Raw genomic sequence first — 21,909 nt, 5'->3', positions numbered from 1 at the left:
TGTTAAAATTTGTTAAAAGTAAAAATTTAGTTCACCTGCTCACTTGTTAAGCCAAAACGGCGCTCGCGTTTCTGGAAATCGATCACTGCTTCATACAGGTCTTCTTTCCTGAAATCGGGCCATAATTTGGTTGTAAAATACAACTCGGCGTAAGCAATCTGCCATAATAAATAATTACTTATACGGTATTCACCGCTGGTTCTGATCAGCAGTTCGGGGTTTGGCATATCGCCTGTAAAAAGGTTTTGTTCAAAAACCTCTTCATTAATATCTTCCGCATTCAACTCGCCGTTTTTTACCTTTATGGCTATATTTTTTGCGGCCCGTACAATTTCGCGGCGCGAGCTATAGCTTAAAGCAAGCGTAAGCACAACACCGGTATTACCGGCTGTTGTTTCAATAGCGTTATTAAGTTCGCGAAGGCATTTTTCGGGCAATGTGTCCAGATCGCCGATGGCATTTAGCCTGATGTTGTTCTTCATAAAGCCGGGAACCTCTTTATGAATAGTGGTTACCATTAACTCCATAATAGCCATAACCTCCAGCTTAGGGCGGTTCCAGTTTTCGGACGAAAATGTATATAAGGTAATATATTTAATACCTAATTTATCGGCCCCCTCAACAACATCCCTAACAGATGTTACACCGTTGTGATGGCCAAATATTCTTAATTTGCCTTTCCCTTTTGCCCAACGCCCGTTGCCATCCATAATAATAGCTACGTGCTGTGGTAGTCTCGACAAATCAATCTGATCCAAATAATCCATATTACTCTTTATCAAAAGCCACCCTGTACAAACACACCTGTGTAAAATTTTTCATCAATACTATGGTCTGCGATATTCGGTTGTTAGACTAATCAATTATTAATTACCTGCATCTGCCATTTTTGTCACGCAAATTGACGGATTTTTCAGGGTACAAAGGTAAAACTTACTTTGTATTTTTTTAGTATCCCGCGTTAAAAGAAAATGTTATTGCGAATAATATATTAAAACTGCCTAAACAGCCATCAAAACCATGATTTTTCATAATATTTGGTTTAAAGCTCAAAAAAATAAAAAAGCCGGCAGCCATTATCTGCCTGATAATGAAAGCTGCCGGCCTCAAAAAACCGCCTGTAAATTTGCTTACAATTGCGTTACACTTTTATATTCCTTTTTGTTTAAGCGCGTCAACATCGGCGGGCATAATATCAACTATAGCGTATTGCTGAATGCCGGTAATAGCCAGCTCATCAAGCGTACTCACCAAATTGCTGTATTGTGATTTATCGCTTGGTTTTACCAATACTATCATGCTTTTGCCCGAGCCGTCGTGTACTTTTTTATTGGTTTCGATGATGGCCCTGCGAATGCCATTGGCTGAAAAATCGGTTACCGAAGGTGCAATGATCGGATTTTTAAGCTCGCCCAGAAAATACATGGCCTTATTATTTTTGCCCAAAACAACAGTCAGTGTTCGGCTTGCCGGAACCGGCATTCCGTCACCGCCGTCATCTGGCATAGCCAAATCCATAGCTTTTGGTTTAGCCAGCGTGGTGGTCATGATAAAAAAGGTAATAAGCAGGAATGCCAGATCGACCATTGCAGTAAGATCAACGCGGGCGTTTATTTTTTTGCGTTTGTGCTTTCCGCCGCCATTTTGGGGAGATGAGTTTAATTCGGCCATGATTTTAAAGATTTTAGGTTAATAATCAATTATAATACTAAATTTCAAAATACAATATAAAAACAGAATTAAATATTGTATTTTTAATTTAAAACGAATTAAATATTGAATTATTATCTAAAGAGACGCAATAAACCCACAACCCTTATTGCTGGCCTGATGTAATTAGAAATAGCAGTTTGCTGTTACAAAAGTAAATGAGATTGTAAAGTTAAGGAAGAAGTAGGTATCATGCGATTTAAAGTCGCCGCGCTGAGAACCAACGGTGCCAATATAATTGCCGGTTTTTTCGCCCGAACGATCAGAGAGTAAAGCGCCGGTCGTGGTCATTTTGCTTTTATCAGCATATACACCGCTTACATCATCCAGGTAATCTGTAAATGCATAGCGGTAACCCATATCGGCCATAACTGTAAACTTACCGGATAAATTATACTTGATACCTAAACCATAGGGGATTACGACGGTGTTATTGCCATAAGGCTTAGCCTGGCCTTCGGTTTTTAGCTGCCTTAAGCTAATCTCACGACCGTCAAAATCCTGTGCACGCGGCGCGTAAGATGCAACGCCAATACCTGTAAATATATAAGGTGTGTATTTGTTTCGTCCGGCATCGGGGATATAGTTCATAAAGTTAAACTCGCCAATAAGACTTACCTCCCGCAATTGATCTTTAAAGTTAAGGTTACGATCACGAAACTGCTGGTAGCCGGACCGGTTATCATAAGCCGATATATTACCAACACCAATATTCAGTTTAGCTGAAAAATAGCCATTAAAATTTCTTTTACCAAAGATACCCGCCGAAACGCCGCTTATTTTAACAGGGTTATTGGGGTTAAGATCACCTATGTACCCCGCACCGCCTATCGATCCGCCTATTTCCCAGGTTTGGGCCTGCAGATGATAAGTTAAAAACAAGAATATGGCAAAAAGTAAAAATTTAGGCATTAATCAAATTTAGTAATTACGGGCATCAAGGCCCCAAAGCAGTTTATTCCTTAACGTAGTTAAATAGCTTTCATTACTAAGGCGAATTAAATTTAACTGAAAACTGGCTTTTTGAACATGAAACTTAACTGTTTGATCTAAAACTTCCGTCCGCGAATCGCAGGAGATGATATAATTAGCGCTGCGGCTTTCCACCTCAAAACAAAGCTTACTGGTATCAGGGATCACTATAGGCCGCACGTTAAGGTTGTGAGGTGATACCGGGGTTACCACTATGCTGTTTGACTGCGGGAAAATAATAGGCCCTCCGCAGCTTAATGAATAAGCTGTTGAGCCGGTTGATGTTGAGATGATAATACCATCGCCCCAGTATGAATTTAAAAACTCATCGTTCAAAAACACGTGCGTTATGATCATGGCGGCATCATCGCGTTTATGAATGGTTACATCATTAAGGGCAAAATTATTGCTGCCAAAAACATTGGGGTTCGAATCAACAGTAAGGAGCTCGCGGCAATCGCAGGTAAACTGCCTGTTCACCACGGCATGAATGGCTGCCGTAATATCACTTTTATTAACACTGGCCAAAAAGCCCAGGCGGCCAAAGTTAATACCAATAACAGGGATCCCCGAATCGCGAATCAAGGTAACCGTATCAAGCAGGGTACCATCGCCTCCAAGCGTTATAAAAATATCAATAAAGCCTTTTAAGGTTTCGGCCGGGCGCAATACTTTATATTGCACTGTGGTTAGTTTATCCTGCAAATATTCGTGGAGTTGCTGGTGTACATAAATATCAACGCCATGCAATGCAAGGTTATCAAAAACCTGCTGTATAAAAGGTAAAACAGATGGCTCATTAAACGGCCTGCCGTAAACTGCTATTTTCATTTTTTAAAAAGGCGAATATCGAACTTTGAAAGTACATTAATTGCAGCAAGGCATAAATAATTAATACCGGCATAAACTAAACCCTACAATCCATCCATCATACATTTTTCTTATAATGGTAAATTGTGCACTATTGTTTGCTTATATTTCCTAATAAAGCCATTTTAATTGCTTTAACAGATAAATAACTTCAAAGTAAAATAATTAAGTTTAACTATTTTGGCCTACCTTACCAATATTTAAACAACGGCTATTTTATTGATGGATAAAACTTTTACCCAAAAACTATCGGATATACAGTCAATAGCTGATGACCTTCCTTCTGCATTAATAATTCATGAGGTTGAAACGCTGCAGATAGTGTATATGAACAGTGTAGGCCTCGATATACTGGGTACCACGCTCGGCGAACTGCAGGCCATGGGCCCTGAAACATATCACCTGAAATATTTTAACACTGAAGACAGCGACGAGTACGTACCTAAAATTTTGCACCTGATAAAAAGCAAAACACAGGAGCAGGTATCCTACTTTCAGCAGGTACGTGTACCTGATAACCCGGAGTGGCAATTGTTTGTGAGCAATACCAAGGTTTTTGCACGCAATGAAGCAGGCGATGCTACATACATGCTAACTATAGCCAGCAGGCTTGATCCTGTGCATCATATCACCACCAAGGTAAATCGGCTTATGAATGAGATCGCTTTTTTACGCCATAATAACCTGTTATTTTTAACACTTACACGGCGCGAAAAAGAAATTCTGAAATATATTGCCATGGGAATGAGCTCGGCGGAGATCAGCGCGAAGCTGTTCATTGCCCCGGCTACGGCCGAAACGCACCGTAAAAACATCAAGAACAAACTGCACCTGAAAAATAATTATGATGCAGTGATGTTTGCGCAGGCTTATAATTTGGTTTAAGTTTTAAGTCAGTAGTCTTAAGTTTTAAGTCTCAATATTTGGTAAAATAATCCACGATATCGACTTAAGACTTTAGGCCCAGGACTTAAAACTTCCGACTTAAGACTACAAATTAAGGTAATTCATGAGCGAATCATACCTATCGCGGGTGGTATCGTTGATATCGGTATGATTAAAGGTAGCTTTGATATCATACTCATACCGAAGGAAGCTGGCAGTTATGGCCGAAATATCCAGCTTGTTGACCTTAAGGGTAACTTCCATCCGGGTTGAATCGGGAAAGGACTGAACATAGGAGCTCAGGATCTGCGCATTGTCCGATTCAACTATCTGCGCCATGTGCGCAAGCGAATTATTTTTATTGTTGATCTCCAGTACAATAATGCCTCCCGGTTGGGATACTGAAGTTATTTTTGCGAAATATTCTGTAATGGCGTTAATAGATATCAACCCAAGATAATTGCTTTTAGCGTCAAGCACCGGTACAATGGTAAGCTGCTGCTCATAAAACAGCCGGATAACATCATAAATATGCTGATCTTCCAGCACGTAGGGATTAACCAACGAAAGGGCCAGCGCACCTATGGACGTTTGATAATCACTTTCGGCTATCAGGTCATCCTCGGCAAGCAAACCTAAAAACTGCTCTTCATTTACAATAGGCAAATGCCTGAGGCGAAACTCAATCATTCGGTCAAGCACTTTCTGAATGGTGTCAGAAGTGTGTACCGGCGGTATTGAGTCAGCTATCAGGTCAAGTGCTATCATCTATGCATTTACTTTGGTTTCTAATTTAGCTAAAAACTGTTTAAGTAAAGTATTAAATTCTTCAGGGTGCTCCATCATAGGGGCGTGTCCGCATTTATCAATCCAATGAAGTTCCGAATCGGGCAGCAGTTCATGAAATTCAACAGCTACCTCGGGCGGGGTAATCTTGTCATTTCGTCCCCATATCAAAGATACCGGGATAGTGATCTTATGCAGATCTTTTTTCATATTATGCCTGATGGCTGATTTTGCCATGGCCAGCAAGCGGATCACCTTATGCCTGTCGTTAATGGTTTGGAAAACATCCTGCACCAACTCATCAGTGGCTATAGCCGGATCGTAAAATGTAAATTGTACTTTTTCGCGCACAAAATCTATACTCTCCCTGCGCGGGAAAGAGCCGCCGAAAGCATTTTCATATAAGCCCGAGCTACCGGTTAAAACAAGAGCTTTTATGTTTTCGGGATGCGTGGTTAAATAAACCAGCGCCACATGCCCGCCAAGCGAGTTACCCAATAAGGTAATATTGCTAAGCTTTTTAAACTTTATAAACTTATGTACAAATTTCGATAAACTTTTTACCCCGGTACTGATCAGCGGCATGTCATAAACAGGCAGCATGGGGATAATAACCCTGTATTTTGATTTAAACTCATTAATAACACCATCCCAATTGCTCAACGCCCCCATTAAACCATGCAGCAGTAACAGCACCTCTCCTTCGCCCTCATCGATGTAACTAAAACCGTGTTCCTCTTTAAGCACGAACTCCATATAAAATATTAAAAATTAATTTTTCAAACTTATCTTATACCAAAATCGCTTTCAGTACAAATTCCTGTTATTCCGCTGTAAAATTAGTTTATTACGAACGACATTTAGCAAGTATAGTAATTATTTACCAATGTAGTAATGTTAAGCTTTTATTAAACAAGATTAACATTAACACAACATTACGCAAAAAAGCGCTGTATTAATTAAATGGTAAAAACTTAACCCAATAACTGTTTAACCACCTCTGATATTGTTTTACCATCGGCCTTGCCTGCAAGCTCTTTACTGGCCATACCCATTACGCGGCCCATATCTTTTACGGATGTAGCACCTATCCTGCCAATAAGCTCTTCCAGGTAGCCTTCAATTTCAAACTTGCTCATTTGTTGCGGAAGGTATTCTTCAATAACCAGCATTTCGGCTATTTCCACCTGGTACAGGTCGTCGCGGTTTTGCTCCTTATAAATATCGGCCGATTCCTTACGCTGTTTTACCAGCTTTTGCAATACTTTAATTTCAGCTTCCTCGGTTAGTTCATCGGAAGCACCTTTTTCGGTTTTAGCCAAAAGCAATGCCGATTTGATGGCACGCAACCCCTGCAAACGATCTGCCTGCTTGGCAAGCATGGCCAGTTTAATGTCCTGGTCTATTTGTGTAATTAATGACATATGTTTTATGTTAGTCCGGAAGTCCGATGTCGGAAAGTCCGGAAGTTTTTCTTTTTAGTCCGGAAATCCGATGTCCGAAAGTCCGAAGGATTTGTTTGGTTAATAAAGCAGCCTTGTCTTACTTTCGGACTTTACTGACTTTCCGACTTCAGACTTCCCCTCTACCCCCTAAATATCGTACCTGCGTTAGCTTGTGCTGTAGGCATGATCACGAGGTCGTTAATATTAACATGTGCCGGTCGTGATGCAATGAACCAGATGGTTTCGGCCACATCTTCGGCCACCAATGGTTTAAAACCATCATAAACTTTTTTGGCCCTTTCCTTATCACCCTTAAAGCGCACCTCCGAAAACTCGGTTTCCACAGCCCCCGGATGTATCGCCGTTACCTTAATGCCATGAGGTAAAAGGTCGATCCGCATACCTTTATTTAAAGCATCAACTGCATGTTTGGTAGCGCAATATACATTTCCATTGGCATAAACTTCCTTACCGGCAATCGAGCCAAGGTTTATAATATGCCCCGTACCATTTTCTATCATCCAGTTTGATACTACGCGACTTACATACAGCAAGCCCTTAATATTGGTATCAATCATGGTTTCCCAATCATCAATGCTGCCTTTTTGAATGGGGTCAAGCCCCTGGCTTAAACCGGCGTTGTTAACCAATACCGTTACATTCTTCCATTCGGCCGGCAAAGCTTCCAGGTTGTTAATGGTATCTTCGCGGTTACGCACATCAAATGACGAAACCGCAACTTCTACGTTATACTTATCATTCAGGTGTTTGGCCAGTTTCTCCAACCTATCTAACCGGCGACCGGTTAAAACCAGGTCATAGCCTTCACGGGCAAAAACGTGTGCACATGCCTCGCCAATGCCGGCGGTAGCTCCTGTAATTAAGGCAATCTTACTCATAGATATTGATAACTATAAACAGCGAAATTATGTTTTTTACTTTAAAATATTGTCGGTTGGGAGTAAGGATGTTTTTTGAAAGGGAGGATTTTACTCACCCCAATATCGGGTTGAAAACGCAAGTCTATTTTACGCTCTCATTATAAATGAGCGCGAGATTTAGGAAAATTACATTCTACTCAAAAATCAAACTAAACATAATGGTATGTAAGCCCAACCTGCTGAGGGGCGCCGAATAAGGGTTATACTCGCGCATCAGTACGTTGCCTAATGAATTGGAGATCTTAATCTCGGGCGAAAGCTTAAAAAATTCAAAATAAATATCACAACCCACGCCCGCCTCATACGAGGCGAAGCCACCTACGTTTTTAACCAGCTTCTCTGAAAGGTCAAGATTGGCATCCGCGTTTTTCTTAGAGCCTATGGCCTGGGTATATTTCAGGCCGCCTACAACATAAGCCCTGAAATCGCCCAGCCTGTCTGATTTTAATTTCAATTGCAGGGGAATGTCAACCGAAGTGGTTTGTATTTTTTTATCCACATCTTCCGAGGGATCGACATAAGAATAATGCAAAGCCCTGTCGGCAAAAATTAATGAAGGTGTGGTGCGTACCTCAAGGTGCTCAGTGATCCTGTACCGGGTCAAAAAACCTACTCCGAAAGCCGGTGAACTTTTTGAGCTGATGCTGTTAAGCGGCCCTTTAACCTGCACACCGTTCTCATCTAAAAACGCGTTGCGAAAATTGGGCTGGTTAACGATCTTAAAATCGGTGCTTACATACGTGAAACTGAAGCCAAAGCTCAGATCCTGCTGATCGGCACCGCCACCCCATGCAGGTACATGCTGAGCAAACAATAAATTGCTGCTAAAAATAAGTACAACTACAAGCAGGTAACGGTTTATAATCATTTAATACCGGTGTATATTGAACAGATACCAAACGTTAAAGGCCGGCATTTGGTATTCTTAAAGCCTACTTTATCCATCAAACCCACAAAAGCCCGCCCATCAGGAAAAGCAGCTACCGACTCGGGCAAATAGCTGTACGCCCTTGCATCTTTGCTAAACAATTTACCAATCCCCGGGGTAATATAGCTGAAGTAAAAATTATACAACTGCTTTACCGGGAATACTTTAGGCTTTGAAAACTCAAGCACCACCACCTTCCCTCCGGGTTTTAGCACCCGGATTATATCAGCAAGGCCTTTTTCCAGGTTTTCAAAATTACGTACACCGTAGGCAACCGTAACAGCGTCAAACTCCGCGCCCTCAAACGGCAGTTTTTCCGAATCGCCAAGTTTTACAGCAAATTTATCGCTTAAACCCCGTTTTGCTATTTTTTGCTCCGCGATGTCAAGCATCCCCCTTGAAATATCTACACCAATAATTTTTTCAGGTTTCAGGATAGATAAAGCCTCAAAAGCAAAATCGCCGGTACCGGTAGCAACATCAAGTATCAGTTTGGGTTTATCCTTCTTTAATTCGTTAATGGCCTTTTTACGCCAGATGATATCAATACCAAGCGACATGAAATGGTTAAGGAAATCATAGGTTTTTGATATATTGTTGAACATATCTGCCACCTGTTCTTTTTTGGTAGCCTGCTCGTCATGGTACGGTGTTATGGTTTTGCTCATCGCGGGCAAAGATAATGATTGTATACCGAATGCATTAACACTAACACGGGTGAAAAACGAATACTGAAACAGGGCTGACAAGTTAACTCACCCCGACTTCGCTACGCTCGCCACCCCTCTCTGCTTCGCAAAGAGGGGATTTTAATTTATATATTTTCTTACCCTCTTTATCCGAAGGATAGAGGATGGTGGCCCAACGCAGCACAGGCCAAATGGACCACCTATGCGTTACGCTGTAACTAAACCGATTTTATATTACTACAATTATGAAAATGTTAAGTCAATTCATTATTTTTAAAAACCAATTTCAGCCGGCACACTCCGGCAAATCACATTTAAAATTTGTTTCCTTATCCTTATGAAAGACGAACAAGAATCCTCGCGCCGCAGTTTTATTAAAAAACTAACCACAGCAACCGCGGCCGTAGCTGCCGGATCGGGCCTCTTAGCCAGCCAAAGCCAGGCCAAATCTTTTTCCATCCAAAAACGCCTCATCGGCAACAGTCCTAACGACCAGGTAAACATCGCCCTCATTGGCGCCGGTGGTATGGGTACCCAGGATACCATCACCGCCCTGCAGGTGCCCGGTGTTAAACTGGTAGCCGTATGCGATTTGTATGACGGTCGCTTAAAAGATGCTAAAACCCGCTGGGGAGCCGACATTTTTACTACCCGGGTTTACAAAGAGATCCTGAACCGTAAAGACATTGACGCTGTAATCATTGCTACGCCTGATCACTGGCACCAGCAAATTTCTGTTGATGCCATGCACGCCGGTAAACATGTGTATTGCGAAAAACCAATGGTGCATGCTATTACCGAAGGGCCGGCGGTGATCAAAGCGCAAAAAGAAACAGGAATGATCTTCCAGGTAGGCAGCCAGGGGGTATCATCATTAGGCAATGAAAAAGCACACGAGCTGTTAAAAAGCGGCGCTATTGGCGAATTAAACTATGCCGAAGGTTTCTGGGCCCGCCGGGCGCCGCTTGAGGTTTGGCAATACCCGATCCCTGAAGATGCCTCACCTCAAACTGTTGATTGGGAAACTTATATCAGCAATACTAAAAAGCGTCCGTTTGATGAAAAACGCTTTTTCCGCTGGAGAAACTATACTGATTATGGCACCGGCATGGCGGGCGACCTTTTTGTTCACCTTTTTTCAAGCCTGCATTTTATAACCGATTCAGTTGGCCCTAATAAAATTTATGCATCCGGCGGCTTACGTTTCTGGAATGATGGCCGCGAAGTACCTGATGTACTTTTAGGCACTTTTGATTACGGCAAAACGCAGGCTCATCCAGCCTTTAATCTTTCCTTACGTTGCAACTTCGTGGATGGCACCAGCGGTACCACTTATCTTAAACTGGTAGGCAGCGAAGGCTCAATGGATATAACATGGGATAAAGTGACGCTTAAACGCAATAAAGTGATGGACTCTGATGATCCATTCTATCTTGATAAACTCAAAAAAGCAGGCAGCGGTTATGCCGAACGCAAAAAAATGCTACCGCCCGAAGAGATCACGTATGATGCCGAAAAAGGATACAAAGGTGGGCCATATGATCATATGGTGAACTTTTTTACGGCTATCCGCAATAAAGGCAAGGTAACTGAAGATGCGATATTTGGCTATCGTGCGGCAGCCCCTGCCCTGCTGTGTAATGACAGCTATTACAATAACAGCCCCATGTTCTGGGATCCGGAAAAAATGCAGGTTGTCAAAAAATAACAGATCACAGCAAATACCTTATTATGAAACAACAGTTTAAAAAATTGGGTTTGGCACTGGCTGCTGCAGGCTTAGTTTGCGTACAAACGTCAGGGATTCCGGTTCATAACGCTAAACTTCCTAAACAGGCTACTCCTGCAAAAGGTACCTGGATAAATTTATTTGATGGCAAAACGTTAAAAGGCTGGCATGGCTTCAACAAAAACGGTCCGGTAAAAAACTGGACCATTGTTGACGGTGCCCTGGTTTGTCTTGGTGCAGCGCAGGGTGATACCGGCGGAGATATAGTAACCGATAAAGCTTATACCAATTTTGAGCTTTCATGGGAATGGAAGATAGAAAAAGGCAGTAACAGCGGTGTAATATACCATGTGGTTGAAGATCCGAAATACCACGGCCCTTATGAAACCGGCCCCGAATACCAGATCATTGACGATGCCGGCTGGCCCGAAAAACTGGAAGACTGGCAAAAAACAGGCTGTGATTATGCCATGTACCTGCCAAACGCCTCAAAAAAAGTAGCCCCGGTTGGCACCTGGAACACCAGTAAAATTATTTTCAACAACGGACATGTTGAACACTGGCTCAACGGCAAAAAGATTTTAGCTTTTGAAGCATGGACCAGCGACTGGAAAAGGAAAAAAGCCGAAGGTAAATGGAAAGATTATCCCGACTATGGCAACGCCAAAACCGGGTTGATTGCACTGCAGGACCATGGGCATAAAGCTTATTTCAGGAGCATTAAAATAAAGGAATTATAATATTTATAATTTTTTGCTTCGTACCTTCGCGCAACAGTTTTATCTTTATCAAAAAACTCATTGGGGGTACGAAGCAATCCTTAACAGCAGGCAACCATGCAATATCGCCGGCAGAGGACTGCTTCGCCGTTCCGCCTCCCAATGACCGGGAAAGATTGATTATCTTTTGATTCCCCCGTTGAATATATAACCCACAATGAGTTTTTTTGTTTGCTTTTTATCTGTTAATTAGCCAGTTGCAGTAAACTTTCTATATCCAGCCTGCGGGTAAACATGGTCAAATTCCCATCCTCATCTATAGGCCATTGTTCTTTGGGGCGATCCCAGTAAAGCTCAACCCCGTTTTGGTCGGGATCGTTAAGATAGATGGCTTCAGATACACCATGGTCAGATGCTCCTGTAATATTGTAACGGGCATCAATCAGCCTTTTAAGTATAATGGCCAGGTCCTTTCTTTCGGGATATAAGATGGCAGTATGGTATAAGCCTGGTGCGTATTCCGGGGCCGGTGAAGCGCCTTTGCTATGCCAGGTATTTAAGCCAATATGATGGTGATAACCACCTGCAGATATAAAGGCGGCCTGGTCGCTGTACATTACCATTTTTTCAAAACCCAGCAACCCACAATAAAAATCAAGAGATTTTTGCAGATCACTTACCTTTAAATGTACGTGACCAATGCGGGTTTGGGCGGGTATTTCATAATCGTTCATATAATTACATGTTTAAACATCAAATTTTATTATTATTGCGCTACTTTTTGTTTTTCTATTGTAAAACAAGCCTATAAACAAGCAATGGCTATTTACTCCATACTATTACCACAATGAACGCATTAAGTAAAAATACTACCTTTGCAGAATGATCGTAAAATCGGCCGAATTTATTTGCAGCAACAGCCAGGTAAGCAAGTTACCTCCACCCGTTAAAGCGGAGTACGCTTTCATCGGGCGCTCAAATGTGGGCAAATCATCCCTTATCAATACATTAACCGGTAAAAAGGGCCTTGCTAAAACATCGCAAACTCCCGGCAAAACGCAGCTGATCAATCATTTCCTGATCAACGAGAGCTGGTACATTGTTGATTTACCCGGTTATGGCTATGCCCGCGCATCAAAAACGGAAAAAGCCAAATGGGATAAGTTCATCCATACTTACCTGGACAAACGCGAAAGCTTGCAATGCGTAATGGTGCTGATTGACAGTCGCCTCGAGCCACAAAAGATCGACCTTGAATTTTGCAACTGGCTTGGCGAAAAAGGCCTTTCATTTGTGCTGGTATTTACCAAAGTCGATAAACAATCGAGCATTAAAACAGACCAAAGCATTGCCAAATTCAGGAAAGCCCTGCTGGCTACATTTGATGAAATGCCGCAGTTTTTCATCACATCATCAGAAACACAGCAAGGCCGCGAAGAGATACTTGAGTTTATCGATGCAGTAAATCAAAATTTTGAAGTGCCGGTATTTCTTGGTTCCCCTCTTGAGAGGGGGCGCGAAGAATAGCGCGATGGCAGGGGTGTGTTAACAAGCGACAAGCAATACGTCTGCTAAGCATACGACGCAACACACCCCTACACCCCTCTCAAGAGGGGAATCGCACAGGGCCTTTTAATTATTTTTAATATTGAGCAATATGCCCCGCACAATCATTCCATACAATCCCCGGTTAAAAGAGCTGGCCCGGAAATTAAGGAATGACAGTACAATTGGCGAAATATTACTCTGGAAAGAGTTAAAAGGCAACAAGGTTATGGATATGATTTCCATCGCCAAAAGCCTCTGTTAAATTATATTGTAGATTTCTATTGTTTCGAACTAAATTTGATAATAGAGATCGATGGTCAATATCATAACCACGAAGAGACATATAAACTGGATTTGATACGTGAGCAAGAACTCGAAAAATACGATTTAACAATTATCCGTTTTACTGAACTGGAAGTAAGAAAAGACATGTTCAACGTTTTAAGAACAATTGAGCAACATATAGAGAAATTTAAAAACAACGAAGTAGATCACACCTCTTACCCCTTTCAAGAGGGGAGCCGAATATCATGAAAAAATACTTATCCTTAGTAACATTCGCTCATACCATTTTTGCCATGCCGTTTGCATTTATCGGCTTCTTTTTGGCAGTAACTACCACCCAATATCATTTCGACTGGCTAAAGCTGGTTTTGATGGTTTTATGTATGGTATTTGCCCGTAATTCGGCAATGGCCTTTAACCGCTACCTTGACAGGGATATTGACATTCAAAACCCACGTACCAAACAGCGCGATATCCCAGCCGGCCGGATCAGCCCAAAAGCTGCTTTAACATTTGTTATTATCAACTGCCTGCTGTTTATTACAGCTACCTGGTTCATCAACAGGCTTTGTTTCTTTTTATCGCCGGTAGCTTTATTTGTGGTAATGGGCTACAGCGCAACTAAACGTTTTACCGCGCTCTGCCATCTGGTATTAGGATTGGGTTTATCGCTTGCTCCTATCGGTGCTTACTTAGTGGTTACCGGTCAGTTTGCTATTACACCCATATTCTTTTCACTATCCGTACTTTGCTGGGTAAGCGGCTTTGATATTATTTACGCCCTGCAGGATGAAGATTTTGACCGAAGCCAAAACCTGCACTCTATCCCGGCGTATTTAGGTAAAGTGAACGCCTTAAGACTATCTATCTTTTTACATGTGCTTTCGGCTGTTTTTATCATGATGCCCGCATTTGAAACTCAGGTAGGCTTCCTGTACTACATTGGTATCGCGTTCTTTTGCGCCATGCTTGTTTACCAGCACCTGCTTGTAAAACCAAACGACCTGAGCCGCGTTAACTTTGCTTTTATGACTACCAATGGCATTGCCAGCGTAGTATTTGCTGTATTGTTTTTGCTCGACAGGATATGGATTCACTAAAGGCCATTAACAAGTTTCGGGAGTATTTTGAGAGATATGTTCCGCTTACCGACGACGAGTGGCAGGCTTTATCGCAATACCTAACGGTAGATGCCTTAAAAAAGAAAAGGTTTTATGTAGAGGCCGGTAAAGTGTGCGATCACATCGGCCTGGTAGTAAAAGGATCCGTACGCTATTATCATGTTAAAGACGGCGAGGAAATAACCGGCTATTTCAGCTTTGAGGATGAAATGCTAAGCTCATACAAAAGTTTCCTCACCCGTACACCGGCGGCAAATTATATCCAGGCGCTTGAAGATTCGGTGATTGTGAATTTAAGCCACAAAAATCTGAAAGAAGCTTGCATGAATGAGCTGCTCGGTTTTAAGATGGAGCGTTTTGGAAGATTAACAGCCGAACACTATCTCATCTGTTACGAAGAACGTATTACTTCCTTTATCACCCAATCGCCCGAAGAACGTTATGCCGATCTTTTACAAACAGGTGGCGAAGCCTTGTACCGCATCCCCCAGCATTATATTGCCAATTATTTAGGAATTACCCCGGTTTCGCTCTCGCGGATCAGAAGAAGGATCATGAAAATAAGTGCTTAGTTTGAGGTGAAAGGTAAAAGGTTAAAGGTTTTGGGAGAACTGAAAGCTGAAGCAGAAAGCCAAATAAAAATTTAACATCCGCTAAATCCGAAATCGAACATCCGAATTCCGAAATCAAAATAATCCGAAATTGAAAATCCGAATTCCGAAATCAAAGTAAGTCCGAAATCGAACATCCGAACTCCGAAATCAATCAATTCCTTATCTTTTGTTAACGTTTTGATTTACAAAGGCAGCCTACCTTTGTAATACACAAAACGAAAAAAGATCATGCATACTATATTAGGAGCCGGCGGTCCGGTAGCAAACATCCTCACCAAAGAATTAATCAACCATAACGAAACCATCCGTTTAGTTAGCCGCAAACCGGTTAACACCAATAATAATGATAAAGTAACCTGGCAAAAAGCCGACTTGCTCAATTACGATGAAGTACTGTCGGCAGCAAAAGGATCGACAGTAATTTATCTCGTGGCCGGCCTGGTTTATGATAAAGACATCTGGCGGGCGCAATGGCCGGTGATCATGCAAAATGTGATCAATGTTACCAAAGCCACCGGTGCCCGTTTAATATTTTTTGATAACGTTTACATGTACGGACTGGTTAACAGCTCCATGACCGAAGATACCCCATATAAACCAAGCAGCGTTAAAGGCGAAATAAGAGCGGGCATCGCCGAAATGCTCATGAATGAAGTTAAAGCCGGCAATATCAACGCAACCATAGCCCGCGCACCTGATTTTTATGGCGCCCCGGTCAACAGCTTTATTGATATGATGGTGCTTAGCAATTACGCCAAAAAACAAAACGCGCAATGGATAGGCAATCCGGATTGTAAACACAATTTTATTTATGTGCCCGATGCGGGTAAAGCCATGTTTTTGCTTGGTCAAGACCCCAATAGCGGCAACCAGATCTGGCACCTCCCTACCCCGCCGGCCATCACCGGTAAACAGTTTTTGGATATTGCCGCCGGGGTTTATAAAGTTGAGCCAAAATATACACGCGTTAATAAAGTTATGCTGTGGCTGTTCGGTTTATTTAAAAAGGTGGTAATGGGTACAGTGGAGATGTATTACCAGTACGATCACGATTATATTTTCGATAGCAGCAAATTTGAGAAAGCGTTCAACTTTAAACCAACAAGCTACGAGGATGCGATAACTGAGATATCGAAAACGCTTCATAAAGGGTGAGTCCGAAAGTCCGAAAGTTGTTTTTTTGTCGGCAAGTCCGATGTCAGCAAGTCCGAAGTCAAGATGTAACTTTCGGGCTTTTTTAATAGGAATACCTTCTTTTTAATTCCAACTTACGGACTTTTCCGACTTGCGGACTTACGGACTAAATACGCATATTTGCATATCTGCACATCTAAAAATCATGATCCACAAAAAAACAAGAACATATATCCCGGCTTCCCTTGATATTAAATGGGAAACCCTTGAGCCTTTTTATAAAGAATTATTAGATCGTCCAATCCACTCAGTTGAAGAACTGGAGAAATGGCTGCGCGATAAAAGTGACCTGGAAGCAGCTTTGGAAGAAGATTTCGCATGGCGCTACATCCGCATGACCTGCGATACCACCAGCGAAGACCTGCTTCAAAAGTTCCAGTACTTTGCTACCGAAATTGAGCCCAAAATTGCTCCATACAGTAACGAACTGAACAAAAAGCTGGTTGCCAGCGCGTTTGTTGATAAACTGGATGGCAAAAAATATTTTATTTTTTTACGGGCCGTAAAAAAAGCATTGGAACTTTTCCGCGAGGAAAATATCCCGGTACAAACCGAGATCCAGGTGGAACAGCAGAAGTACCAATCTATAACCGGTTCCATGTCTGTTCATGTTGATGATAAGGAATTTACTTTAGAACAAGCTTCCGTATTTTTAAAGGGCACTGATCGTGCTAAACGCCAGGAAGTTTGGGAAAAGATCACCAGCCGCCGTTTACAGGATAAAGACAAACTCGATGAACTTTTCGACCATTTGCGTAAGCTTCGTCACACAGTAGCAACAAACGCCAATTTTGAAAACTTCCGCGATTATATGTTCCAGGCTTTAGGCCGTTTCGATTATACCCCGCAGGATTGTTATGCTTTTCATGCAGCTATCGAAACCGAAATAGTGCCTATTCTAAGAACCCAGGCCGAAAAGCGCCGCGAGGCTTTGCACTTGCCTGCCCTTAAGCCATGGGATATGGATGTGGATATTTCAGGTAAACCGGCCCTTAAACCATTTCAGAATGGCGAAGACCTGATCGAAAAATCTATCCAGTGCTTCAGCAACATCAATCGTTATTTAGGCGAACGTTTGGAGATCATGAAAGATAACGGCCTGTTTGATGTGGAAAGCCGTAAAGGCAAAGCCCCGGGTGGTTACAACTATCCGCTGGCCGAAACCGGCGCGCCTTTCATCTTCATGAATTCGGCCAATACCTTCCGCGATTTAACTACTATGGTACACGAAGGCGGTCACGCGGTACACACTTTCCTTACTGCCGATCTGGAACTGAATGATTTTAAACATTGCCCATCCGAAGTTGCCGAATTAGCCTCCATGTCGATGGAGCTGATCTCGATGGATAACTGGAATGTGTATTTTGATAACGAGGAAGATCTTAAACGCGCCAAACGTGATCAGTTAGTTGATGTTTTGAAAACCCTGCCGTGGGTGGCCGTTGTCGATCAGTTTCAGCACTGGATCTATACCAACCCCGACCATACCGATGCCGACCGTACAACCGCCTGGATCGAGATCTTTGAACCATTCGGCGCGGGTTTTACCGATTGGAGCGAACATCGCGAAGCATTAGCAAATCTTTGGCAAAAACAGCTACACATCTTCGAGGTGCCATTTTACTATATCGAATACGGCATGGCCCAGTTAGGCGCTATCGCTGTATGGAAAAACTACAAAGAAAATCCGGAAAAGGGCTTGCAACAATATTTAGACGCCCTTAAACTCGGTTACACTAAAACTATTAAAGAGATTTACGAAACCGCAGGGATCAAGTTTGACTTTAGCGCGGCCTATGTAAAAGAACTGGCTGAGTTTGTTAAATCAGAGTTGGATAAATTAAATTAAAATTTTCTCTCATAAACAACAAAAGCGCCAGTGGCGCTTTTGTTGTTTTATACCTGTCTGCCGCGGCAGTTTTTGCTTTTAATCCAATACCCTATTATACAACTCCCAATAATCCTTCACCATTTTATCGCTCGAAAACTGCGAATTTGCCCAGTCATAACAATCAGCCCTGCTAATCTGACGGAGCCAGCCAACTGCTTCGGCGGCTTCATCAACCGTATTAACCAAAAAGCCGGTCTGTGCGTTTTTGACTAATTCAGGCATTGAGCCCCGGTTAAAAGCTATGACCGGCGTACCGCATAGCATTGCTTCAGCCACACTCAGGCCAAAAGGTTCATCAAAGCTGATGGGATGCAATAGTGCATAAGCGCTGCCTAAAAGCTCCCGCCGCTTATCAGGCCCGGCATGGCCTATATACTCCACATCGGCACAAAGCAATGGCTCTATCTTTTCCTTAAAGTAGTTGGTATCCTGAACTATACCGGCTATCAGTAATTTCCGTTTACTTTTTTTGGCGATATCGATAGCTTCGGCAGTTCCTTTGTCGGGATGGATACGACCGAAGTACAACAGGTAATCATCCGGCTGTTCATAAAACTGAAAATCACGGGTATCGAGGCCGTTATATACCGTGGCTAAATAATCAAGCTCAGGACTACGGTCGGCATTGCTGATAGAAACGTAATGCCCCCGGCTATTATATTTTTTATAAACCGGGATGATCTTTGATGATGAAAACCCGTGAATGGTAGTGAGTAGTGGCGTTTTAATCAGGCCTGAATATGTAAGCGGCAAAAAGTCAAAGTTATTATGAATAATGTCGAACTGACCGGCCTTTTCCATCAGGTTACTAATATGCAGGCATTCCAGCACTTTGGCATCCTGTGTTCTGTCTTCCTCATAACCCATGTCGCAAATGGCATCAAGCTTACCCGCGGTTATCGAATCGCCCGTGGCGAAGAGTGTTACCTCCGCCCCCATTTTGATGATCCCTTCGGCTATATTTGATGCTATTTGCTCCCAGGGCCCGTAGTGCCTAGGCGGCGTGCGCCAGGCAACAGGGGCTAATACAGCTACCTTCATTTAACAGATCTGCATTTTTTGGCCGTATTTATTGTATTCGTATTCCAGCTCAAAGGCTTTCAACACCGTAAGGTGCGATATCAGATAAGCCAGTGTACTTTCAGCTCCCTGGTTACGGTTAATGCCGCCAGGCAGCAAACCATCGCAGCAGCCTTTGGTTTCATGGTCATACAGCGGTGCCCGCAAAGTATTTTCGCCCAGGAACCACTTATAGCTCAGGAACATTTTTTCAATGTATTGCGGTATCCTGAAGATCTGGTATGCCTGGAAATGCATCAGCACCATAGCCATTGTTTCAATAGCCTGCTGATCAAATGTAGGGAATGTGCCGCCACGGTAATACCAGCCATCATTACCAACTGGACTTAAATATCCGTTTGATAAAGTAAGCTGATCAAGGAAAGCCATAGTTGCCAAAGCTATTTTCCTGGCTTCCTCATTACCGGTAATCTCGCATGAGTGCAATAGGGCCAGCGGCAGGATGGCGTTATCGTAAGTCATCTTTTCCTCAAACCATTGCCAATCATCAGCCTGGGTGTTATTATAAGCATCAATCAATGGTTGGGTAAGGTTGGCTAATATTTTAACCATACCCTCATCTGTAGGATAAACCTGCAGGTAAAGACTGATACCAATTATAGTATTGGCCACACCTCTTAAATGTTTCAGCGCTGAAAAATGCGGCACCGATTTATGGAAGATCTCCAATGCGAATTCACGGTATGAATTGCTGGCCGCACAGCCAATTAAATGACCAAGGGCCCAAATGGTACGCCCAAATGAATCTTCCGAGCCAACCTCGTCCAGGTAGCGTCTGTCAAAACTCAGGAAGTTGCGGAAATTACCATCATCAGTTTGCATATAGTGGATGTAGCTGAGGTAAATGGGTAGCAGTTCAAATGCTTCCCGGCTTCCGTTACGCTGATAAGCCATTAATGCCATAATAAGCGCACGGGCGTTATCATCCAAACAATACCCTTCTTTTAAATTCGGGATCCCGTACTTGGCATGTTGTACAATCCCGGTATCATCGGTTAACCTCAATACGTGGGTTAAGCTGAATTTCGGCAGGATCTCCGGGTCAACGATGCTGTTACGCAGAATTTTATCGCTGAAATCAAAACGTACCAGTGATTCCCGGGCCACTTTAATAAATTCGGCGCCTATAACCGGCCAGCGTAAATGTAAACCATATTGGTACGCATTTTTCTTCAGCTCGTTCAGCACACGGTCCTGGTCAAGTAATTCGATGACAATATCGGCCAGTGCTTCCGAATTTTTAAAGTCAAATAACCTGCCGCGTTTATCGGCCAGCAATTCGGTAGCATGCCAGTATGGAGTCGAAACCACAGCTGCACCCGCACCAACCGCATATGATAAGGTACCGCTGGTGATCTGTGCTTCGTTTAAATATGGTGTTACGTAAATTTCGCAGGCAGTTAAATAGTTTACCAATTCCTCTTCGGAAACAAACTTGGCGATAAATGCCAGGTTCTTCGAAACGCCTAACTGCGCCGCAAGCGATTTCAAATGATCGCGGTACTCCTCGCCCGAACTTTTGATAACCCCGGGATGTGTATTACCCAATACCACGTACATCACATCAGGATGCTTCGCTACTACTTTAGGCAATGCTTTTATTACAGTTTCCAAACCTTTGTTACGGCTTAGCAAACCAAAGGTTAACATCACCCTTTTGTTTTTAAAAGCCGACAAGCTTTTCACCGGATTCTCGGCAGGGGCTTCCACATCAGGTACGCCATGCTCTATGATCTGGATCTTGTCGGCAGGGATCTCATAAATATTGGTCAGGAAATCTACAGCACGTTTGCTCATCACCACAACCTTCGATGATTGCTCGGCAATTTCGCGAATAATGATGCGCTGCACATAGCTCGGGTCTTTCAATACTGTATGCAAAATAGAGATCAATGGCTTTTCGAGACGATTGATCAGCGGTAAAATATAAATGCCGCTTTCGCCGCCGTAAATGCCAAACTCATGCTCCATAATACATACATCGGCATTACTGGTGTTGATATAATTGGCCGCACGGATATAATCTTTCTGGTGATTTTGACGAATGATATATTTAACTTCCTCCGGGTATTCATATTCCTGCAGGTTTTCCGAATCATTAAGTGCCACAACAAAGCCATTTTGTGCTAAGGTGTGCCTTTCAGGGAAATTTGAACTGATGGCACGCATCAAATTATTATTAAATGTTGCAAGACCGCATTCGCGGGGGGGATAGGTTGATATATATGCTATTTTCATATGTAGATTGTGTATAGATGCTTTGATAGTTCGTTTTACAACATTTAATTAATTGTAAAAGCAGGGTGACCTTAAAAAGATGCATCAGTGACCTTATTTATTGCCTTTAGGACACTGAAAGCATTGTTTTTATAGGCATTGCTATAAATACACAAACCATACCAATTTAACTCAAACTATAATCCTTATGAATTATGAAGGTGTTGTAACAGGCAATTTACAAGGAAGAATAGCACAGAATTGACTTAGCCAAACATCGTTGTG

At 42.6% G+C, this 21,909-nt stretch carries 23 protein-coding genes; 10 read left to right on the top strand and 13 right to left on the bottom strand.

The window, feature by feature from the left end; all coding sequences use genetic code 11:
• Positions 1–26: 26 nt before the first annotated feature.
• The 4 genes from FHW88_RS01490 to FHW88_RS01475 all read right to left on the bottom strand — a co-directional run bounded on the left by FHW88_RS01490 (position 27) and on the right by FHW88_RS01475 (position 3,513).
• A complete protein-coding gene (locus FHW88_RS01490) occupies positions 27–767 on the bottom strand; it encodes an isoprenyl transferase (protein WP_090531922.1) in 741 nt (246 codons plus the stop codon).
• 382 nt (positions 768–1,149) lie between these two features.
• The gene (locus FHW88_RS01485) at positions 1,150–1,671 is read right to left on the bottom strand and encodes an ExbD/TolR family protein (protein WP_090531923.1); all 522 of its coding nucleotides are present in this window, start codon (positions 1,669–1,671) and stop codon (positions 1,150–1,152) included.
• A gap of 165 nt (positions 1,672–1,836) precedes the next feature.
• Positions 1,837–2,622 (bottom strand): DUF6089 family protein, encoded by a 786-nt coding sequence (locus tag FHW88_RS01480; protein WP_090531925.1) that lies wholly within the window; start codon positions 2,620–2,622, stop codon positions 1,837–1,839.
• Between the two features lie 9 nt (positions 2,623–2,631).
• Positions 2,632–3,513 carry an NAD kinase gene (locus FHW88_RS01475; RefSeq protein ID WP_090531927.1) on the bottom strand — a complete coding sequence of 294 codons (882 nt, stop codon included), beginning with the start codon at positions 3,511–3,513 and terminating at the stop codon, positions 2,632–2,634.
• A gap of 261 nt (positions 3,514–3,774) precedes the next feature.
• Between FHW88_RS01475 and FHW88_RS01470 the strand changes: the two genes are divergently transcribed.
• Positions 3,775–4,437: a response regulator transcription factor gene (locus FHW88_RS01470; RefSeq protein ID WP_090531929.1), complete on the top strand. Its 663-nt coding sequence runs from the start codon at positions 3,775–3,777 to the stop codon at positions 4,435–4,437.
• Between the two features lie 105 nt (positions 4,438–4,542).
• Here the strand turns inward: FHW88_RS01470 and FHW88_RS01465 are convergent, their stop codons facing one another.
• From FHW88_RS01465 to ubiE, 6 genes are all read right to left on the bottom strand, one after another.
• Positions 4,543–5,205, bottom strand: coding sequence for a CBS domain-containing protein (locus tag FHW88_RS01465; RefSeq protein ID WP_176622571.1), 663 nt, complete (start codon positions 5,203–5,205; stop codon positions 4,543–4,545).
• A complete protein-coding gene (locus FHW88_RS01460; protein WP_176622569.1) occupies positions 5,206–5,979 on the bottom strand; it encodes an alpha/beta fold hydrolase in 774 nt (257 codons plus the stop codon).
• 218 nt (positions 5,980–6,197) lie between these two features.
• Positions 6,198–6,647 carry a GatB/YqeY domain-containing protein gene (locus tag FHW88_RS01455; protein ID WP_176622567.1) on the bottom strand — a complete coding sequence of 150 codons (450 nt, stop codon included), beginning with the start codon at positions 6,645–6,647 and terminating at the stop codon, positions 6,198–6,200.
• 161 nt (positions 6,648–6,808) lie between these two features.
• Positions 6,809–7,567, bottom strand: coding sequence for an SDR family oxidoreductase (locus FHW88_RS01450; protein WP_176622565.1), 759 nt, complete (start codon positions 7,565–7,567; stop codon positions 6,809–6,811).
• 175 nt (positions 7,568–7,742) lie between these two features.
• The gene (locus FHW88_RS01445) at positions 7,743–8,477 is read right to left on the bottom strand and encodes an outer membrane beta-barrel protein (RefSeq protein WP_091172587.1); all 735 of its coding nucleotides are present in this window, start codon (positions 8,475–8,477) and stop codon (positions 7,743–7,745) included.
• Complete coding sequence (gene ubiE, locus FHW88_RS01440; RefSeq protein WP_175490059.1) at positions 8,474–9,205, bottom strand: bifunctional demethylmenaquinone methyltransferase/2-methoxy-6-polyprenyl-1,4-benzoquinol methylase UbiE; 732 nt, start codon at positions 9,203–9,205, stop codon at positions 8,474–8,476. Before ubiE ends, FHW88_RS01445 begins: the two co-directional genes overlap by 4 nt.
• Positions 9,206–9,563: 358 nt before the next feature.
• Here ubiE and FHW88_RS01435 point away from each other — a divergent pair, with 358 nt between their 5' ends.
• Positions 9,564–10,934: a Gfo/Idh/MocA family protein gene (locus tag FHW88_RS01435; RefSeq protein WP_090531940.1), complete on the top strand. Its 1,371-nt coding sequence runs from the start codon at positions 9,564–9,566 to the stop codon at positions 10,932–10,934.
• A gap of 23 nt (positions 10,935–10,957) precedes the next feature.
• Positions 10,958–11,695: a DUF1080 domain-containing protein gene (locus FHW88_RS01430; protein WP_176622563.1), complete on the top strand. Its 738-nt coding sequence runs from the start codon at positions 10,958–10,960 to the stop codon at positions 11,693–11,695.
• Positions 11,696–11,919: 224 nt separating this feature from the next.
• Here the strand turns inward: FHW88_RS01430 and FHW88_RS01425 are convergent, their stop codons facing one another.
• Positions 11,920–12,408, bottom strand: a complete 489-nt coding sequence (locus tag FHW88_RS01425; protein ID WP_176622561.1) for a VOC family protein — start codon at positions 12,406–12,408, stop codon at positions 11,920–11,922.
• 148 nt (positions 12,409–12,556) lie between these two features.
• Here FHW88_RS01425 and yihA point away from each other — a divergent pair, with 148 nt between their 5' ends.
• From yihA to FHW88_RS01395, 7 genes are all read left to right on the top strand, one after another.
• The gene (gene yihA, locus FHW88_RS01420) at positions 12,557–13,201 is read left to right on the top strand and encodes a ribosome biogenesis GTP-binding protein YihA/YsxC (protein WP_176622559.1); all 645 of its coding nucleotides are present in this window, start codon (positions 12,557–12,559) and stop codon (positions 13,199–13,201) included.
• A 130-nt stretch (positions 13,202–13,331) separates the two neighbouring features.
• Complete coding sequence (locus FHW88_RS29995; RefSeq protein ID WP_218117111.1) at positions 13,332–13,484, top strand: hypothetical protein; 153 nt, start codon at positions 13,332–13,334, stop codon at positions 13,482–13,484.
• Positions 13,415–13,756, top strand: a complete 342-nt coding sequence (locus FHW88_RS30360) for an endonuclease domain-containing protein (protein ID WP_410505615.1) — start codon at positions 13,415–13,417, stop codon at positions 13,754–13,756. The genes FHW88_RS29995 and FHW88_RS30360 overlap by 70 nt, the downstream gene beginning before the upstream one ends.
• Entirely contained in the window at positions 13,753–14,607 is an 855-nt protein-coding gene (locus FHW88_RS01410) for a UbiA-like polyprenyltransferase (protein ID WP_176622557.1), read from the top strand. The genes FHW88_RS30360 and FHW88_RS01410 overlap by 4 nt, the downstream gene beginning before the upstream one ends.
• The gene (locus FHW88_RS01405; protein ID WP_176622555.1) at positions 14,595–15,200 is read left to right on the top strand and encodes a Crp/Fnr family transcriptional regulator; all 606 of its coding nucleotides are present in this window, start codon (positions 14,595–14,597) and stop codon (positions 15,198–15,200) included. The genes FHW88_RS01410 and FHW88_RS01405 overlap by 13 nt, the downstream gene beginning before the upstream one ends.
• Positions 15,201–15,470: 270 nt before the next feature.
• Positions 15,471–16,397 carry an NAD-dependent epimerase/dehydratase family protein gene (locus tag FHW88_RS01400; RefSeq protein WP_176622553.1) on the top strand — a complete coding sequence of 309 codons (927 nt, stop codon included), beginning with the start codon at positions 15,471–15,473 and terminating at the stop codon, positions 16,395–16,397.
• A 184-nt stretch (positions 16,398–16,581) separates the two neighbouring features.
• A complete protein-coding gene (locus tag FHW88_RS01395; protein ID WP_176622551.1) occupies positions 16,582–18,285 on the top strand; it encodes a M3 family oligoendopeptidase in 1,704 nt (567 codons plus the stop codon).
• Positions 18,286–18,363: 78 nt separating this feature from the next.
• On the opposite strand, the gene FHW88_RS01390 is transcribed toward FHW88_RS01395, so the two are convergent.
• Together FHW88_RS01390 and FHW88_RS01385 are read right to left on the bottom strand one after the other, a co-directional pair.
• The gene (locus tag FHW88_RS01390) at positions 18,364–19,368 is read right to left on the bottom strand and encodes a glycosyltransferase family 4 protein (RefSeq protein ID WP_176622549.1); all 1,005 of its coding nucleotides are present in this window, start codon (positions 19,366–19,368) and stop codon (positions 18,364–18,366) included.
• The gene (locus FHW88_RS01385) at positions 19,369–21,645 is read right to left on the bottom strand and encodes a glycosyltransferase family 4 protein (protein ID WP_176622547.1); all 2,277 of its coding nucleotides are present in this window, start codon (positions 21,643–21,645) and stop codon (positions 19,369–19,371) included. It lies immediately after the preceding gene.
• Positions 21,646–21,909 lie beyond the last annotated feature (264 nt).

This window comes from Mucilaginibacter sp. SG538B (assembly GCF_013376065.1).
GTDB classification, from domain to species: Bacteria; Bacteroidota; Bacteroidia; order Sphingobacteriales; family Sphingobacteriaceae; genus Mucilaginibacter; species Mucilaginibacter rubeus.
This window is presented reverse-complemented; position numbering and strand designations above follow the sequence as displayed.

Bases quoted from the DNA above. Each gene is read 5' to 3' on its own strand.
- FHW88_RS01490 (WP_090531922.1), bottom strand. From the start codon at position 767: ATGGATTATTTGGATCAGATTGATTTGTCGAGACTACCACAGCACGTA.
- FHW88_RS01485 (WP_090531923.1), bottom strand. From the start codon at position 1,671: ATGGCCGAATTAAACTCATCTCCCCAAAATGGCGGCGGAAAGCACAAA.
- FHW88_RS01480 (WP_090531925.1), bottom strand. From the start codon at position 2,622: ATGCCTAAATTTTTACTTTTTGCCATATTCTTGTTTTTAACTTATCAT.
- FHW88_RS01475 (WP_090531927.1), bottom strand. From the start codon at position 3,513: ATGAAAATAGCAGTTTACGGCAGGCCGTTTAATGAGCCATCTGTTTTA.
- FHW88_RS01470 (WP_090531929.1), top strand. From the start codon at position 3,775: ATGGATAAAACTTTTACCCAAAAACTATCGGATATACAGTCAATAGCT.
- FHW88_RS01465 (WP_176622571.1), bottom strand. From the start codon at position 5,205: ATGATAGCACTTGACCTGATAGCTGACTCAATACCGCCGGTACACACT.
- FHW88_RS01460 (WP_176622569.1), bottom strand. From the start codon at position 5,979: ATGGAGTTCGTGCTTAAAGAGGAACACGGTTTTAGTTACATCGATGAG.
- FHW88_RS01455 (WP_176622567.1), bottom strand. From the start codon at position 6,647: ATGTCATTAATTACACAAATAGACCAGGACATTAAACTGGCCATGCTT.
- FHW88_RS01450 (WP_176622565.1), bottom strand. From the start codon at position 7,567: ATGAGTAAGATTGCCTTAATTACAGGAGCTACCGCCGGCATTGGCGAG.
- FHW88_RS01445 (WP_091172587.1), bottom strand. From the start codon at position 8,477: ATGATTATAAACCGTTACCTGCTTGTAGTTGTACTTATTTTTAGCAGC.
- ubiE (WP_175490059.1), bottom strand. From the start codon at position 9,205: ATGAGCAAAACCATAACACCGTACCATGACGAGCAGGCTACCAAAAAA.
- FHW88_RS01435 (WP_090531940.1), top strand. From the start codon at position 9,564: ATGAAAGACGAACAAGAATCCTCGCGCCGCAGTTTTATTAAAAAACTA.
- FHW88_RS01430 (WP_176622563.1), top strand. From the start codon at position 10,958: ATGAAACAACAGTTTAAAAAATTGGGTTTGGCACTGGCTGCTGCAGGC.
- FHW88_RS01425 (WP_176622561.1), bottom strand. From the start codon at position 12,408: ATGAACGATTATGAAATACCCGCCCAAACCCGCATTGGTCACGTACAT.
- yihA (WP_176622559.1), top strand. From the start codon at position 12,557: ATGATCGTAAAATCGGCCGAATTTATTTGCAGCAACAGCCAGGTAAGC.
- FHW88_RS29995 (WP_218117111.1), top strand. From the start codon at position 13,332: ATGCCCCGCACAATCATTCCATACAATCCCCGGTTAAAAGAGCTGGCC.
- FHW88_RS01410 (WP_176622557.1), top strand. From the start codon at position 13,753: ATGAAAAAATACTTATCCTTAGTAACATTCGCTCATACCATTTTTGCC.
- FHW88_RS01405 (WP_176622555.1), top strand. From the start codon at position 14,595: ATGGATTCACTAAAGGCCATTAACAAGTTTCGGGAGTATTTTGAGAGA.
- FHW88_RS01400 (WP_176622553.1), top strand. From the start codon at position 15,471: ATGCATACTATATTAGGAGCCGGCGGTCCGGTAGCAAACATCCTCACC.
- FHW88_RS01395 (WP_176622551.1), top strand. From the start codon at position 16,582: ATGATCCACAAAAAAACAAGAACATATATCCCGGCTTCCCTTGATATT.
- FHW88_RS01390 (WP_176622549.1), bottom strand. From the start codon at position 19,368: ATGAAGGTAGCTGTATTAGCCCCTGTTGCCTGGCGCACGCCGCCTAGG.
- FHW88_RS01385 (WP_176622547.1), bottom strand. From the start codon at position 21,645: ATGAAAATAGCATATATATCAACCTATCCCCCCCGCGAATGCGGTCTT.